The following is a 15,341-nucleotide window of genomic DNA, read 5'->3' as shown; positions in this document are numbered from 1 at the left end:
AGGACGCTTTGCTCTGTCAGGGGGTTGACGGGTCCGCTATGATAGGCGCTTTGATTTGGCCGGCCTACCCTGAGAGAGTGTTTACAAATTACTGCGCTCGGCCAGGCCGCGTTGAAATCAGCCTCAAGATGCTCATGTGCGACGTGTACATTCAGCTTTTCGGCTGATCTCGCCTTGCCTGGCCATCGCTCGCTACATTTGTAAACACTCTCTGAGCCGCATACTCGCAGATCGTTAAGGACACCATGAGCAAGCCTGAGACTACCGCAGCCACCAATTTTCTCCGCCCGATCGTTCAGGCTGACCTGGACTCGGGCAAGCACGCCAAGATCGTCACGCGCTTTCCGCCCGAACCCAATGGCTATCTGCACATTGGCCACGCCAAATCGATCTGCCTGAATTTTGGCCTGGCTAAGGAGTTTGGCGGCGAGTGCAACCTGCGCTTCGATGACACTAACCCGGCCAAGGAAGACCAGGAATACATCGATGCGATCAAGAGTGACGTGCAGTGGCTCGGCTTTCAGTGGGCCGGCGAGGAGCGTTATGCCTCGAATTATTTCGCTCAACTGCACGACTGGGCCGTCGAGCTAATCAAGGCCGGCAAGGCCTATGTCTGTGATCTGACGTCGGAGCAGGCGCGCGAATATCGTGGCAGCCTGACCGAGCCGGGTCGCAACAGCCCGTTCCGCGATCGCTCGGTTGAAGAAAATCTGGACCTTTTCTCGCGGATGAAGGCCGGCGAGTTCCCGGATGGTGCCAAGGCACTGCGTGCAAAGATCGACATGGCTTCGCCGAACATGAATCTGCGCGATCCGATTCTCTACCGCATCCGCCATGCTCATCATCATCAGACCGGTAACGACTGGTGCATCTATCCGAGCTACGACTTCACACACGGCCAGTCGGACGCCATCGAGGGCGTGACCCATTCCATCTGCACGTTGGAATTCGAAGATCACCGTCCGCTCTACGAGTGGTTCCTCGAAAACCTGCCGGTCCCGGCACGTCCGCGCCAGTATGAATTCGCTCGACTGAATCTGAACTACACCATCACCAGCAAGCGCAAGCTCAAGCAACTGGTCGATGAAAAGCATGTCAGCGGTTGGGACGATCCACGCATGTCTACGCTCAGCGGCTATCGCCGCCGCGGTTACACGCCTGCGTCGATCCGCACTTTCTGCGACATGATCGGCGTGAACCGTGCCGGCGGTGTCGTGGATGTGGGCATGCTCGAGTTCGCCATTCGCGAGGACCTCGATGCCAACGCGCCACGTGCCATGTGCGTGCTCAAGCCGCTAAAAGTCGTCATCACCAACCATCCGGAAGGTCAGGTCGAAAACCTGGAACTGCCGCGTCATCCGAAACAGGACATGGGCGTGCGCAAGCTGCCGTTCTCGCGGGAGATCTATATCGATGCTGGCGACTACGAAGAGGTCCCGCCGGCCGGCTTCAAGCGCCTGGTTCCGGGCGGCGAAGTGCGGCTGCGCGGGAGCTACGTGATCCGCGCCGACGAAGCGATAAAGGATGCCGAGGGCAATGTGGTCGAACTGCGTTGTTCCTATGATCCGGACACGCTTGGCAAAAATCCCGAAGGGCGCAAGGTCAAGGGCGTGATTCACTGGGTGCCGGCAGCGCAAAGCGTCGAATGCGAAGTGCGCCTGTACGATCGGCTATTCCGCTCGGCCAATCCTGAGAAAGACGAGCAGGGCGGCAGCTTTCTCGACAATATAAATCCGGATTCGCTGGTCGTGCTCAAAGGTTGCCGCGCTGAGCCTTCGCTGGCGTCCGCTGAAGCCGAAGATCGCTTCCAGTTCGAGCGCGAAGGCTATTTCTGCGTTGACCGTAAGGACAGCCGGCCGGATGCGCTGGTATTCAACCGTACCGTGACCCTGCGTGACTCCTGGGGAGGCCAGTAATGGTGTTGTCGATCTACAACACGCTGACCAAGACCAAGGAGCCACTCAAGCCGCTGATTCAGAACCAGGTGCGGATGTACGTCTGCGGCATGACGGTCTACGACTTCTGCCATATTGGGCATGCGCGGGTCATGGTGGCATTCGATGTGGTTTCGCGTTGGTTGCGCCAGCGCGGTTACGAGCTGACCTACGTGCGCAACATCACCGATATCGACGACAAGATCATTCGTCGTGCCCAGGACAATGGCGAATCGTTCGAGGCCCTTACAGACCGCATGATCGCTGCGATGCATGAAGACGAAGCACGGCTCAATGTGCTGCGTCCCGATCTCGAGCCGCGCGCCACCGAGCATATTGCTGGCATGCACAGCATGATCCAGACCCTGATCGATAAGGGTTTTGCTTACGCACCGGGTAACGGAGACGTGTACTACCGGGTCGGCAAGTTCGTTGGTTACGGCAAGCTATCACGACGCAAGATCGAGGATCTCAAGATCGGTGCGCGCATTGAGGTCGACGAAGCCAAGGAGGACCCGCTGGACTTCGTGCTATGGAAAGCCGCAAAGCCCGGCGAACCGAGCTGGCAGTCGCCCTGGGGGGCAGGGCGTCCGGGGTGGCACATCGAGTGCTCGGTAATGTCCACCTGCTGCCTGGGGGAAACCTTTGATATTCACGGCGGCGGCCCTGATCTGGTATTCCCACACCATGAAAACGAGATCGCCCAGAGCGAAGCGGCGACCGGCAAGCAGTACGCCAATGCGTGGATGCATGCCGGCGCGGTGCGCGTTGACGGCGAGAAGATGTCCAAGTCACTGGGCAACTTCTTCACCATTCGCGAGGTGCTGGAAAAATATCAGCCGGAAGTGGTGCGCTACCTGTTGGTGTCGAGCCATTACCGCAGCCCGATCAACTATTCCGAAGACAGTCTGAAAGAAGCCAAGGGCGCGCTTGAGCGCTTCTATACAGCGCTCAGGGGCTTGCCGGCAGCATCTGCAAAAGGCGGAGAAACGTTCGTGGCACGCTTTGGCGCTGCCATGGATGACGACTTCAACTCACCCGAAGCCTGTGCTGTGCTGTTCGAGATGGTTCGCGAGATCAACCGTCTGCGCGACACGGATCTGCAAGCTGCCGCCGAGCTCGCTGGCCGGTTGAAGGAACTGGCCGTAGTGCTTGGTGTGTTGCAGATGGTCCCCGACACCTTCCTGCAAGCTGGTGCTGAGGGCAAGGTGGATGCAGCCGAGGTCGAAACGCTGATCGCCGCGCGTCTACAAGCGCGTGCTGACAAGAACTGGGCCGAGTCCGACCGGATTCGCGATCAGCTGACCGCCATGGGGGTTGTGCTGGAAGACGGTAAGGGCGGAACGACCTGGCGTCTAAGCGAATAAGTTACACAGCCCACCGTCAGTCCCGCGCAGTGGATTAGCTACCACCACCGGTGGGCTGAAGCCCACCCTACGTCGGAGGCGAAACCGTCAATGCCGGTATCCAGCGTCGTTCAAGCGTCTTGCGGAGCTATGCCGCAAACTTAACCTGGATAAAGGCCCTCGGCACGCAGTCGCTTGTACAAGGTGTTGCGACTGACGCCGAGGTGCCGGGCTAGATGCGAAATATTGCCGCGACAGGCTTCGAACTGACTACGCAGTTGTTGGTTCGGCTGGGTTCGCTGGGGCTCGAGCATGTTGAGTTGGCGCTGCGAGTCGTATCGGCCCTCGTCGGGCTCGGCTTCGAGGTCATCGAAGAAGTCATCAGGCAGATGTTCCGGCCTGATCTGCTGTTCGTCAGCCATCGCCAAGGCGACCTGGATCACGCTGCTCAGCTGACGGATATTGCCGGGCCAGGGGTGGCGTTCGAACAAGCGCTGGACTTCGTTGCTCAGGCCAGCCCATTGCTGTGGCTCGCGATGCTGTTCCCATACCCGCTGAAATAGCGCGAGCTTATCGGCTCGCGCACGCAGCGGCGGCAGCTCGGTACTGAAACCACTGACGCGGTAGAACAGGTCCTGGCGAAAGCGCCCGCTTTCGACCTCCTGCCGCAAAGACCGGTTGGTCGCGCAGATCAGCCGGAAGTCCACAGGATAGGGGTCGCCACCTCCAAGCGGTTGCACGCAACGGTCCTGCAGGACGCGTAACAGCCGGGCCTGTAAATTGGGCGGCATGTCGCCGATTTCATCAAGAAATAGCACTCCCTTGTCGGCCTTGCGAATCAGGCCGCTGCTGCCTTTGTGATGAGCGCCGGTGAACGCACCTTTCTCGTAACCGAAAAGCTCTGATTCGATCAGCTCGCCAGGAATGGCCGCACAGTTAACGGCTATCAGCGGTGCCGCCGCTCGGGAGCCGGCCGCGTGTAGCGCCTTGACCAGAAACTCTTTGCCAACGCCGGTCTCGCCGTGAACAAGGACTGGAATGTTCTTTTCCAGCATCCGCTGAGCCTGGCGAGCCACTTTCTGCACACGCGGATCACCGTAATCAACCCCTCCCAGATCCACCGCGTACTTTGCGGCTGCACTACGAAAATCTCGGGCTTGAATGCGCGGCTTCTGCGGTCGTCGAATGGTCCCATGAAATCGATGGCGACCCATGGCGCGCAGCAGCATCGGTTGTTCTTCCGGCTGGTTCAGCAATTGCAGCAGGGGTACATCGAACAGCATGTCGATTCGGGTGCGCGTCAGCGTTACGCCGAGCAGGTTGTCAGCGCGTCGGTTGGCCGAGACGATCAGTCCGGACTCATCGAAGATCAGCAGGCCGGCCCACTGACTGTCGAGATTGTCCTGGCCCGTGTTGAAGGTCAGCTGGAAGTAATCTTCATGGAACAGGTTGAGGATCAGTCGGTTCTCCACCGACTGGCTCATCATCTTGACCATGCCCAGCGTGTGCGAGGGCGGCAAATAGCTGTCGCTGGAAACGTCGAGCACCGCAATCAGCTGTCGCTGCGCATCGAAGATCGGAGAAGCGGCGCCGGAGAGGTAGCGGTTGGCCTTGAGGAAATGTTCGTCGCGCTGAATGTGTACTGCCTGCCCGCTGGCCAGGGCGGTTCCGATAGCGTTGGTTCCGGTGTCGCGTTCCATCCAGCTGGCACCAGGGGAAAAGCCTCGGCGCTGGGCTGGCTCGACGAAGCGCCGGTCGCCCCAGGACTCCAGTAATTGGCCGCCGCTGTCCGCCAGCAGAATCACGCAACTCGAATTCGAAAGGATATTTTCGTAGTAGGGCAGCACTTCACGCTGGGTGGTTTGCACCAGGTTTCGCTGCCGTTCGAGCAGCGCACTGACGTCCTGTTCGGCGAGCTGGCCGAAGCTCGGCGTGCTGAGTGGGTCCAGGCCAAAGCGCTCGCAGCGATGCCAGGACTCTTCAACCAGTGTCTGGTGGGAAATGGACTGGACTGGGTCGGCCATGTCGCCCTCTTCGAATGCGAGTTCTTGTTGTTTTCGCTGCGTTGCAGCGTGCGCCCTGAACAGTCTTGTTCATTTCTGTTCACTGTCAATGTTCAGAAATGTTCATTTTGAACAGTTCAGAACTGCTCGTTTACCACTGGAGCTCGAACCAGAGCCGCCGTTTCGAAATGGCACGAATATGGCTATCGCTCTCCTATAACAAATAGAAGGATGCGACATGTCCCTCACACTGGAACACGTCACCAAGAGGGTCGATGGGCAGCTACACATCGACGACGTTTGCCTTGGCTTCGAGCCTGGTTCGTTCAACGTGCTGATCGGGCGAACGCTAGCGGGTAAAACCTCACTGATGCGGCTAATGGCCGGCCTCGACAAGCCGAGTAGCGGCCGCATTCTCATGAACGGGGCCGATGTGACCGGCGTGCCGGTACGCAAGCGCAACGTGTCGATGGTTTACCAGCAATTCATTAATTACCCGACGTTGACTGTGTTTGAAAACATCGCGTCGCCGCTGCGTCAGATCGGGGTTGGTAAGGTCGAGATCGAACGCAAGGTTCGCGAAACGGCGGAAATGCTACACATCGAAAGCTTTCTGGAGCGACACCCGTTGGAGCTTTCCGGCGGCCAGCAGCAGCGGACGGCCATGGCCCGAGCGCTGGTGAAAGACGCCGATCTGGTGCTATTCGACGAGCCGCTGGTAAACCTCGATTACAAGCTGCGCGAGGAGCTCCGTCAGGAAATGCGCGAGCTGTTCAGGACGCGGCGCAGCATTGCCATATACGCCACCACCGAGCCCAACGAAGCCTTGGCATTGGGCGGCACGGCCACCGTTCTGCATGAAGGGCGGGTCATCCAGAGCGGACCGACGTCTGAGGTTTATCACCGGCCGAGCCAGATGCTGAGTGCCGAGTTGTTTTCCGAGCCGCCGATCAATTTATTGCCAGGGCGTATCGCTTCCAGTGAGGTCAGCTTTGAAGATCGCATGCATTTTCCGCTGAACGCCGATCTGCGCGGACTAGGCGAGGGGGCTTACAGCTTCGGTGTACGTCCCAGCCACATCGGGCTGGTGCCGTCCAATGATGACGACCTGGAGGTTTCTGGCACGGTCGAACTGGCGGAAATCAGCGGCTCGGAGACCTTTCTCCACGTGCGCAACGAGCACTTCAGCTTGGTTCTGCACGTGCAGGGAGTTCACGACTATCCAGTGGACTCGCCCATTCGCGTCTACATCCCGACTCACAAGCTATTCGTCTTCGACGCCACGGGTCGGTTGGCCCAGGCGCCGGCGCGACGTGTCTGAGGAAGTCCCATGGCAGAGATTCGTCTACAGAACCTGGCCCACAGCTACAGTGCGCAGCCGCGTGGCGCAGCGGATTACGCCATCCGCGAGATGGACCATGTCTGGGAACAGGGCGGAGCTTATGCATTGCTGGGCCCTTCCGGCTGCGGCAAGTCAACTTTGCTGAACATCATTTCCGGTTTGCTCAGCCCATCCGAAGGGCAGGTGCTGTTCGACGCGCGCGAGGTGAACAGGATGACGCCCGAGCAGCGCAACATCGCCCAGGTTTTTCAGTTCCCGGTCGTCTACGACACCATGACTGTGTTCGACAACCTTGCTTTCCCCCTGCGCAATCAGGGCGTCCCGGAGGCGCGTGTCACCAGCAAGGTCCATGAGATTGCCGAGGTACTCGATCTTCATCCGCTGCTCAAGCGAAAAGCTCGCAACCTGACCGCTGACGAAAAACAGAAGGTGTCCATGGGGCGGGGATTAGTGCGGGACGACGTATCGGCGATCCTCTTCGACGAGCCGCTGACGGTCATCGATCCGCACTTGAAGTGGAAGTTGCGACGCAAGCTCAAACAGATCCACGAGCAGTTCAACATCACCATGATCTACGTCACTCATGACCAGCTGGAAGCCTCGACCTTCGCCGAAAAAATTGCGGTGATGCATGGCGGTCAGATCGTTCAGTTCGGCACCCCGCGCGAGCTTTTCGAGCGCCCTCAACACACCTTCGTGGGTTTCTTCGTCGGCAGCCCGGGAATGAATTTGATTGACGTCCGGGCTGAGGAGGGCGGTGTGGCGTTTGGCGATCAATACCTGCGTTTGTCCGAATCGCTTGCGGCACGCCTGCCATCGCTCGCCGGCAAGCGCCTGCAGATCGGTATCCGACCCGAATTCGTGCAGGTCGCCGACGAGGCGAGCGGCGGCATGCAGGTTGATGCGGTGCGCGTCGAGGACCTCGGCACCTACAAGATTTTGACCTTCCGCATGCAAGGCCAGTTACTCAAGGCGCGCCTGCCTGAAGATCAGGTCGTCCCGCAAGGGCAAGCCTGGGTGGGCTTCCCGGCGCAATGGCTGATGCTCTACGCCGATGATCTACTGGTTGAGGAGCTGCAATGAACAAGGTCCAGGACAACCGCGCATGGTGGCTGGTACTACCGGTTTTCCTGCTGGTGGCCTTCAGCGCCATTTTGCCGATGATGACGGTGGTCAACTACTCGGTGCAGGACATCTTCGATTCATCGACACGATTCTTCGTCGGTGCCGATTGGTATCGGCAGATACTCAACGATCCGCGTCTGCATGATTCATTGCTGCGCCAGTTCATCTTTTCCGGCTGCGTCCTGCTGATCGAGATCCCGCTGGGTATCGCCGTCGCGCTTACGATGCCGACCCGTGGACGCTGGGCTTCGCTGTGCCTGATCGTTATGGCGATCCCGTTACTGATTCCATGGAACGTGGTCGGCACCATCTGGCAAATCTTCGGCCGCGCAGATATCGGCCTGCTGGGTTACGTCCTCAACGAACTGGGCATCAGCTACAACTATGCCTCGAATACGCGTGACGCCTGGGTGACGGTGCTGGTGATGGACGTATGGCACTGGACATCGCTGGTCGCGCTGCTCTGCTATTCGGGCCTGCGGGCAATACCGGACGTCTATTACCAGGCAGCACGCATCGACCGCGCATCGGCGTGGGCGGTGTTCCGCCACATTCAGCTGCCAAAGCTGAAGAGCGTATTGCTGATCGCCGTGATGCTGCGCTTCATGGACAGCTTCATGATTTACACCGAGCCGTTCGTGCTGACGGGTGGCGGCCCGGGTAATGCCACCACTTTTCTCAGCCAGACACTCACCAAGATGGCGGTGGGGCAGTTCGATCTCGGCCCGGCGGCGGCGTTCTCGCTGATCTACTTCTTGATCATCCTGCTGGTGTCCTGGCTGTTCTATACGGCGATGACCCATGGCGACCAGAAATGAAGAGGGCCAGCTAATGCATCTGCGCAAGCGAGCGGTACTGATCCTCTACATCACCTTTCTGATGGTGCCCATTTATTGGCTCGTCAACATGTCGTTCAAGAGCAACACCGAGATCCTCGGTGGGCTTACGCTCTGGCCGCAGGGCTTCACGCTAGACAACTACCGGGTCATTTTCACCGACCGCAGCTGGTATAGCGGCTACATCAATTCGCTGTATTACGTCTGCCTGAATACCCTGATTTCGCTGACGGTGGCGCTGCCGGCGGCGTATGCCTTCTCACGCTTTCGCTTTCTCGGCGACAAGCATCTGTTCTTCTGGCTACTAACCAATCGGATGGCGCCGCCTGCGGTGTTTCTACTGCCGTTCTTCCAGCTGTACTCGTCGATCGGCCTGTTCGATACGCATATCGCCGTGGCGCTGGCTCACTGTTTGTTCAACGTACCGCTGGCGGTGTGGATTCTCGAGGGCTTTATGTCCGGTGTGCCAAAGGAGATCGACGAGACGGCCTACATCGACGGTTACAGCTTCCCCAAGTTCTTCCTGAAGATTTTCATTCCGCTGATCGGCTCTGGCATCGGCGTCACCGCGTTCTTTTGCTTCATGTTTTCTTGGGTGGAGCTGCTACTCGCTCGAACGCTCACTTCGGTGGACGCCAAACCCATCGTCTCGGTAATGACACGGACCGTATCGGCTTCGGGAATCGATTGGGGTGTGCTGGCCGCCGCCGGAGTGCTGACTATCCTGCCCGGCATGCTGGTGATTTGGTTCGTGCGCAACCACGTGGCTAAGGGCTTCGCCCTCGGACGGGTATAGGAGAGCTATCGATGAATTGGATGGCCTGGACCACACCAACTGCTGCGTTCTTCGCCGTGATCGGCCTGATGCTGGCGCTGATGAGTGCGTGGGAACTGCGGCGGCCCTGTGTGCCGCGAAAGGGCTTGCTGCCCATCGTCACTACGCGGGGCGATCGGTTGTTCATTGGACTTCTGGGCAGCGCCTATTGGCATCTTTTGCTGATAGGGCTGACCGACTGGAGCATCTGGATAGCGTCCGCGCTGTCTCTTGTCTGGTTGTTTGCAGTGATGCGCTGGGGTTGAGCCTTGCGGCTCATCCTTCCAAAAAACCCAAAGGAGGTGTTTATGTTCGAGAATAAAAACAACACCCGACATGGCATGGCGCTCGCTGCCCTGCTGACGTTGTCCGGCATTACGGGAGCGGCCTGGGCCGACGCTTATGAAGATGCGGCGAAGAAATGGGTCGAGTCGGAGTTCAATCCGTCGACCCTGTCGCCCGAGCAGCAGATGGAAGAGTTGCGTTGGTTCATCAAGGCCGCCGAGCCGTTCCGCGGTATGGAGATCAACGTCGCGTCGGAAACCATCACCACTCACGAGTACGAGTCGAAGACGCTAGCGCGCGCCTTTAGCGAGATCACTGGCATTCGCCTGCGGCACGACTTGATGCAGGAAGGCGATGTGGTCGAGAAACTGCAGACGCAAATGCAGTCGGGTAAGAATATCTATGACGGTTATATCAACGACTCCGACCTGATCGGCACTCACTTCCGCTATGGCAAAGCGGTTGCTATCAGCGACATGATTGAGGGCGAGGCCAAGGATTACACGCTGCCGACACTCGACCTGGACGACTTCATTGGTATCTCCTTCACCACAGGGCCGGACGGCAAGATCTATCAGTTGCCGGTCCAGCAGTTCGCCAACCTTTACTGGTTCCGTGCCGACTGGTTCGAGCGCCCCGAACTGAAGCAGCAATTCAAGGACCGCTACGGGTACGAGTTGGGCGTACCAGTAAACTGGTCCGCTTATGAAGACATCGCCGAATTCTTCAGTAAGCACGTCAAGGAAATCGACGGACAGCGCATCTACGGCCATATGGACTACGGCAAGAAAGACCCGTCGCTGGGCTGGCGCTTCACCGATGCCTGGTTCTCCATGGCAGGTGCTGGCGACAAAGGGTTGCCGAACGGGTTGCCGGTGGACGAGTGGGGCATTCGCGTTGAGGACTGCCATCCGGTGGGCTCTAGCGTTTCCCGTGGCGGCGCAACCAACGGACCGGCGGCAGTCTATGCGACCCAGAAATATGTCGATTGGATGCGTGAGTACGCGCCGCCAGAAGCGCAGGGCATGACGTTCTCCGAATCCGGACCGGTCCCGGCTCAAGGCAACATTGCTCAACAGATCTTCTGGTACACCGCCTTTACTGCGGACATGACCAAGCCCGGCCTGCCAGTCGTCAATGAAGACGGCACGCCGAAATGGCGTATGGCGCCGTCGCCCAAGGGACCATATTGGGAGGAGGGGATGAAGCTTGGCTATCAGGATGCCGGTGCCTGGACCTTCCTCGTATCTACGCCGGAGAAGCGTCGGCTGGCCGCCTGGCTCTATGCACAGTTCACGGTGTCGAAAACCGTGTCGTTGAAGAAAACGCTTGTCGGTCTGACCCCGATTCGTGAATCCGATATCGACTCCGACGCCATGACCGAGGCAGCGCCGAAGCTGGGTGGGCTGGTTGAGTTCTATCGTAGCCCGGCGCGGGTGCAGTGGACGCCAACCGGAACCAACGTGCCGGACTATCCGCGTCTGGCACAACTCTGGTGGCAGTACATCGCCGAAGCGGCCAGTGGCGACAAGACGCCTCAGGAAGCGCTCGATGGTCTTGCAGAAGCACAGGACACGATGATGGCGCGGCTGGAACGGGCCAATGTACAACCGAAGTGCGGACCAATACTCAACGAGCCTCGCGATCCGGAATACTGGCTGAGCCAGCCGGGCTCGCCGAAGCCCAAGTTAGAAAATGAAAAGCCCCAAGGCAAGACGGTCAGTTATAACGAACTGATCAAGTCCTGGGAGCAAGAGCGTTAAGCCGCTACCGCATGCGCGGCTGGGCCTGCAACGGAAAAACGGCACTCGAGGGTGCCGTTTTCTTGAACGCCATGTAGCTGCCCGGAGCCAAGCACGTCATTGATAACGCGCTCACATCAAGTGTGCAAATGCTCCGCCGCGTGCAGCGTATTTTCCAGCAGACAGGCGCGTGTCATCGGACCGACCCCGCCGGGTACCGGCGTAATCCAGCTGGCGCGCTGTACCGCAACATCGAACTCCACGTCTCCGACCAACTTGCCGTCGGCCTGCCGGTTGATGCCTACATCAATGACGATTGCGCCTTCCTTAATCCATTCACCTTTGACCAGCCCGGTGATGCCGGTCGCCACTACTATCAGGTCGGCACGCTTGACGTGCTCGGCCAGATCATTAGTGAAGCGATGCGTAACCGTTGTCGTACAGCCCGCCAACAGCAGTTCCAGTGCCATGGGCCGGCCGACGATATTGGACGCACCGACGACCACTGCGTTGAGTCCGTGCAGGTCGATACCGGTGCTCTCAAGCAGCGCCATAATGCCTTTCGGTGTGCAGGGACGGAGCAGGGGCATACGTTGCGCAAGCCGGCCAATATTGTATGGGTGGAAGCCATCCACATCTTTGTCTGGGCGGATGCGTTCAAGCAGCTGCGACGCGTCGAGGTGCTTAGGCAATGGAAGCTGCACGAGGATGCCGTCGATAAGTGGGTCGTCATTGAGCTGATCGATCAGCGCCAGCAACTCGGCCTGGCTGGTTTCAGCGGGCAGGTCGTGGGCGGTGGAGTTAAATCCGACTTCCTCACAGTCCTTGCGCTTGTGCGCAACATAGACCTGAGACGCCGGGTCGGTGCCCACGAGGATCACTGCCAGTCCTGGAACTCTGAGGCCTTGCTGAGAGCGCTCGGCGACTCTGCCAGCAATCTTCTGGCGGATATTGGCTGCGATCTTTTTACCGTCGATCAGTTTTGCGGTCATGACGCTTGGTTAACCATCGGAGAGGATTGAAAAAGGACGCGCATTCTCGCACGGTGGTCCCGTCGGGCAAAGACGATGCGGCCATCTATTCCCGTAACTCCTTTACCAGACTGAAATTTTTTCGGTTTTGGTGTTGACGGCCTGTAGGTGGCCCATTAAGATTCGCCCCGCTTGTCGAGCACAGCTTGCTGCTGGGTAAGACGGCTTTTGAAGGTCTGTGCCTTCACTGGCCGGAGCTTGAAGTCTGCGCTCCGAATAGAATGCAGATATAAAGCGCCCGTAGCTCAGTTGGATAGAGCATCCGCCTTCTAAGCGGATGGTCGCAGGTTCGAGTCCTGCCGGGTGCGCCATTTTGGGCTCTGGCATAAGCAAGGCAATATGGTGGGCGTAGCTCAGTTGGTAGAGCACAGGATTGTGGCTCCTGCGGTCGTGGGTTCGAACCCCATCGTCCACCCCATATTCCGAAGCGCCAGGCACTGCCTGGCGTTTCCGTTTAGAAGTTCTGCGGACGTGGTGGAATTGGTAGACACACCAGATTTAGGTTCTGGCGCCGCAAGGTGTGAGAGTTCGAGTCTCTCCGTCCGCACCATACAGGCGCTTCGTATCTGAAATGATGCGGAGTGTAGCAACCGGCCAGTGGCCGGTTTTTTTTTGTCTGTTTCATTGGTCCGTCCGGGCGTCAGGGCTGGATTGTTCGATAACTCTACGAAGGTGCAGCGCAGCTGATTCAGTGCTGCGGGTGCCTTGCCGGACGGGGTGACTTCTGTCATGCGAGCCACTAGAATGCTTGCCCATTCTGGGGCCGGAACGCCGGCTTATGTCTGTGCAACGAGGAAAATCCATGCAAGTTTCTGTTGAAAGCACCTCCGCTCTTGAGCGCCGCATGACCATTGGCGTGCCGGTCGAGCGCATCGAGACCGAAGTCAACAAGCGTCTGCAGCAGACCGCCAGCCGTGCCAAGATCCCAGGTTTCCGTCCCGGCAAGGTGCCGATGAGCGTGATTCGTCAGCGCTACGAAGCGGCTGCTCGTCAGGAAGCGCTGGGCGATTTGATCCAGGCCACTTTTTACGAGGCCGTAGTTGCCGAGAAACTGAATCCTGCCGGCGCACCGGCAGTCGAGCCGAAAGTGTTCGAAAAGGGCAAGGACCTGGAGTACGTCGCGACTTTCGAAGTATTCCCCGAGTTCAAGGTCGCCGGCTTCGAAGGTATTGAGATTGAGCGTTTGCAGGCCGAAGTGGCAGATGCGGACGTCAATAACATGCTCGATATCCTCCGTAAGCAGAACACTCGTTATGAGACTACCGATCGCGCCGCCGAGAATGGCGATCAGTTGAACATCGACTTCGTTGGCAAGATCGATGGTGAAGCCTTCGCTGGCGGCTCGGCGCAGGGCACCCAGCTTGTATTGGGTTCGGGTCGCATGATTCCTGGTTTCGAAGACGCGCTGGTTGGTGCCAAGGCGGGTGAAGAGCGGGTTATCAATCCGGCCTTCCCTGAGGACTATCAGAATCTCGACCTCGCCGGCAAAACTGCCGAGTTCACTGTGACTATCAATAGCGTTGCCGCTGCGCAGCTGCCGGAGCTGGACGACGAGTTCTTTGCTCAGTTCGGTGTTCAGGAAGGCGGCCTCGAAGGCTTCCGTGCCGAAGTGAAGAAGAACATGGAGCGCGAGCTACGCCAGGCCATCAAGACCAAGGTCAAGAATCAGGTCATGGAAGGACTGGTCAGTGCCAACCCGATCGAGGTGCCGAAGGCGCTGATCGACAACGAAGTGAATCGCCTGCGCGTTCAGGCTGTGCAGCAGTTTGGGGGCAACATCAAGCCTGACCAATTGCCGGCTGAGTTGTTCGAAGAGCAGGCCAAGCGCCGCGTCGTGCTCGGTCTGATCGTCGCTGAGGTGGTCAAGCAGTACGAACTCAAGCCTGACGACGCGCGGGTTCGCGAGCTAATCGAAGAAATGGCTTCGGCCTATCAGGAGCCCGAGCAGGTCGTGTCCTGGTACTATAAGAACGACGAGCAATTGAACGAAGTCCGCTCTGTTGTGCTCGAAGAACAAGTTGTAGATACTGTCCTGCAGCAGGCTAAATTGACCGACACGTCGGTCTCCTACGAAGAAGCAGTGAAGCCTGCGGAAGCCCCGCAAGCTGCCTGAGTCTCTTCAAACCGTTTAATGCACATTCATAAGCCAGCCTCGCGCTGGCTTATGTCTTTGCGGCGTGACATAGGGAGTATCGTTGGACATGTCCGGCAATTCGTTTATGCAAGCACCAGACATCCAGGCTGCGGGTGGCCTGGTGCCGATGGTCATTGAACAATCCGCCCGTGGCGAGCGCGCGTATGACATTTATTCCCGTCTTCTCAAGGAGCGGGTGATCTTCATGGTTGGCCAGGTCGAAGACTACATGGCCAACTTGATCGTTGCACAGATGCTCTTCCTCGAAGCAGAAAATCCCGAGAAGGACATCCATCTGTACATCAACTCCCCTGGCGGCTCCGTCACTGCGGGTATGTCGATCTACGACACCATGCAGTTCATCAAGCCGGACGTGTCGACCATATGCATCGGGCAGGCCTGTAGCATGGGCGCTCTGTTATTGACCGGTGGCGCGGCTGGGAAGCGTTACTGCTTGCCGCACTCGCGGATGATGATTCACCAGCCGCTGGGCGGTTTCCAGGGGCAGGCCTCTGACATCGAGATCCATGCTCGGGAAATCCTCACTATCCGTGAGCGTCTGAACAAGGTAATGGCCGAGCACACCGGCCAGCCGATGGAAGTGATTGCTCGGGATACCGACCGCGACAATTTCATGAGTGGCGAAGAAGCCGTCAAGTATGGACTGATCGACCAAGTCCTGGCTCAACGGCAGATGGCAGTCTGATCTCGTCCGCACGGCGATATCCGGCGGCAGTGTGGGCTTGAAA

Annotated in this window: 12 protein-coding genes and 3 tRNA genes; 13 read left to right on the top strand and 2 right to left on the bottom strand. The window is 58.5% G+C overall.

Annotated features, from left to right (window positions below; all coding sequences use genetic code 11):
* The first annotated feature begins 245 nt into the window (after positions 1-245).
* Both D7241_RS07530 and cysS read left to right on the top strand, forming a co-directional pair.
* On the top strand, positions 246-1,916 hold the full coding sequence (locus D7241_RS07530; protein WP_408100968.1) for a glutamine--tRNA ligase/YqeY domain fusion protein: 1,671 nt from the start codon (positions 246-248) through the stop codon (positions 1,914-1,916).
* Positions 1,916-3,301, top strand: coding sequence for a cysteine--tRNA ligase (gene cysS, locus D7241_RS07525; protein ID WP_408100967.1), 1,386 nt, complete (start codon positions 1,916-1,918; stop codon positions 3,299-3,301). Before D7241_RS07530 ends, cysS begins: the two co-directional genes overlap by 1 nt.
* Before the next feature lie 140 nt (positions 3,302-3,441).
* On the opposite strand, the gene D7241_RS07520 is transcribed toward cysS, so the two are convergent.
* Complete coding sequence (locus D7241_RS07520; RefSeq protein ID WP_408100966.1) at positions 3,442-5,304, bottom strand: sigma-54-dependent Fis family transcriptional regulator; 1,863 nt, start codon at positions 5,302-5,304, stop codon at positions 3,442-3,444.
* A gap of 217 nt (positions 5,305-5,521) precedes the next feature.
* Between D7241_RS07520 and D7241_RS07515 the strand changes: the two genes are divergently transcribed.
* From D7241_RS07515 to D7241_RS07490, 6 genes are read left to right on the top strand one after another with little or no spacing between them, the layout of a single operon-like run.
* Complete coding sequence (locus tag D7241_RS07515) at positions 5,522-6,604, top strand: ABC transporter ATP-binding protein (protein WP_408100965.1); 1,083 nt, start codon at positions 5,522-5,524, stop codon at positions 6,602-6,604.
* Between the two features lie 9 nt (positions 6,605-6,613).
* Positions 6,614-7,708 (top strand): ABC transporter ATP-binding protein, encoded by a 1,095-nt coding sequence (locus D7241_RS07510; RefSeq protein ID WP_408100964.1) that lies wholly within the window; start codon positions 6,614-6,616, stop codon positions 7,706-7,708.
* On the top strand, positions 7,705-8,568 hold the full coding sequence (locus D7241_RS07505) for a carbohydrate ABC transporter permease (RefSeq protein WP_408100963.1): 864 nt from the start codon (positions 7,705-7,707) through the stop codon (positions 8,566-8,568). The genes D7241_RS07510 and D7241_RS07505 overlap by 4 nt, the downstream gene beginning before the upstream one ends.
* Positions 8,569-8,581: 13 nt before the next feature.
* Positions 8,582-9,382, top strand: a complete 801-nt coding sequence (locus D7241_RS07500) for a carbohydrate ABC transporter permease (RefSeq protein ID WP_255976992.1) — start codon at positions 8,582-8,584, stop codon at positions 9,380-9,382.
* An 11-nt stretch (positions 9,383-9,393) separates the two neighbouring features.
* A complete protein-coding gene (locus D7241_RS07495) occupies positions 9,394-9,666 on the top strand; it encodes a DUF2160 domain-containing protein (protein ID WP_255976291.1) in 273 nt (90 codons plus the stop codon).
* Between the two features lie 42 nt (positions 9,667-9,708).
* Positions 9,709-11,448, top strand: a complete 1,740-nt coding sequence (locus tag D7241_RS07490; RefSeq protein WP_408100962.1) for an ABC transporter substrate-binding protein — start codon at positions 9,709-9,711, stop codon at positions 11,446-11,448.
* A gap of 116 nt (positions 11,449-11,564) precedes the next feature.
* Here the strand turns inward: D7241_RS07490 and folD are convergent, their stop codons facing one another.
* The gene (gene folD / locus D7241_RS07485; protein ID WP_408100961.1) at positions 11,565-12,419 is read right to left on the bottom strand and encodes a bifunctional methylenetetrahydrofolate dehydrogenase/methenyltetrahydrofolate cyclohydrolase FolD; all 855 of its coding nucleotides are present in this window, start codon (positions 12,417-12,419) and stop codon (positions 11,565-11,567) included.
* A gap of 273 nt (positions 12,420-12,692) precedes the next feature.
* On the opposite strand from folD, the gene D7241_RS07480 reads away from it, so the two are divergent.
* The 5 genes from D7241_RS07480 to clpP all read left to right on the top strand — a co-directional run bounded on the left by D7241_RS07480 (position 12,693) and on the right by clpP (position 15,298).
* Positions 12,693-12,769 (top strand) — tRNA-Arg (locus D7241_RS07480).
* Between the two features lie 31 nt (positions 12,770-12,800).
* Positions 12,801-12,876: transfer RNA gene (locus tag D7241_RS07475), tRNA-His, on the top strand.
* Between the two features lie 47 nt (positions 12,877-12,923).
* Positions 12,924-13,008: transfer RNA gene (locus D7241_RS07470), tRNA-Leu, on the top strand.
* A 252-nt stretch (positions 13,009-13,260) separates the two neighbouring features.
* Positions 13,261-14,571 carry a trigger factor gene (tig, locus tag D7241_RS07465; protein ID WP_408100960.1) on the top strand — a complete coding sequence of 437 codons (1,311 nt, stop codon included), beginning with the start codon at positions 13,261-13,263 and terminating at the stop codon, positions 14,569-14,571.
* Positions 14,572-14,659: 88 nt separating this feature from the next.
* The gene (gene clpP / locus D7241_RS07460) at positions 14,660-15,298 is read left to right on the top strand and encodes an ATP-dependent Clp endopeptidase proteolytic subunit ClpP (protein ID WP_408100959.1); all 639 of its coding nucleotides are present in this window, start codon (positions 14,660-14,662) and stop codon (positions 15,296-15,298) included.
* The last annotated feature ends 43 nt before the right edge of the window (positions 15,299-15,341 follow it).

The sequence above is a fragment of the Stutzerimonas sp. VN223-3 genome (assembly GCF_045999685.1).
Lineage (GTDB): Bacteria > Pseudomonadota > Gammaproteobacteria > Pseudomonadales > Pseudomonadaceae > Stutzerimonas > Stutzerimonas stutzeri_AR.
This window is presented reverse-complemented; position numbering and strand designations above follow the sequence as displayed.

What these genes read in the sequence shown, in the direction of transcription:
- D7241_RS07530 (WP_408100968.1), top strand. Translation starts at nt 246, where the DNA reads ATGAGCAAGCCTGAGACTACCGCAGCCACCAATTTTCTCCGCCCGATC.
- cysS (WP_408100967.1), top strand. Translation starts at nt 1,916, where the DNA reads ATGGTGTTGTCGATCTACAACACGCTGACCAAGACCAAGGAGCCACTC.
- D7241_RS07520 (WP_408100966.1), bottom strand. Translation starts at nt 5,304, where the DNA reads ATGGCCGACCCAGTCCAGTCCATTTCCCACCAGACACTGGTTGAAGAG.
- D7241_RS07515 (WP_408100965.1), top strand. Translation starts at nt 5,522, where the DNA reads ATGTCCCTCACACTGGAACACGTCACCAAGAGGGTCGATGGGCAGCTA.
- D7241_RS07510 (WP_408100964.1), top strand. Translation starts at nt 6,614, where the DNA reads ATGGCAGAGATTCGTCTACAGAACCTGGCCCACAGCTACAGTGCGCAG.
- D7241_RS07505 (WP_408100963.1), top strand. Translation starts at nt 7,705, where the DNA reads ATGAACAAGGTCCAGGACAACCGCGCATGGTGGCTGGTACTACCGGTT.
- D7241_RS07500 (WP_255976992.1), top strand. Translation starts at nt 8,582, where the DNA reads ATGCATCTGCGCAAGCGAGCGGTACTGATCCTCTACATCACCTTTCTG.
- D7241_RS07495 (WP_255976291.1), top strand. Translation starts at nt 9,394, where the DNA reads ATGAATTGGATGGCCTGGACCACACCAACTGCTGCGTTCTTCGCCGTG.
- D7241_RS07490 (WP_408100962.1), top strand. Translation starts at nt 9,709, where the DNA reads ATGTTCGAGAATAAAAACAACACCCGACATGGCATGGCGCTCGCTGCC.
- folD (WP_408100961.1), bottom strand. Translation starts at nt 12,419, where the DNA reads ATGACCGCAAAACTGATCGACGGTAAAAAGATCGCAGCCAATATCCGC.
- tig (WP_408100960.1), top strand. Translation starts at nt 13,261, where the DNA reads ATGCAAGTTTCTGTTGAAAGCACCTCCGCTCTTGAGCGCCGCATGACC.
- clpP (WP_408100959.1), top strand. Translation starts at nt 14,660, where the DNA reads ATGTCCGGCAATTCGTTTATGCAAGCACCAGACATCCAGGCTGCGGGT.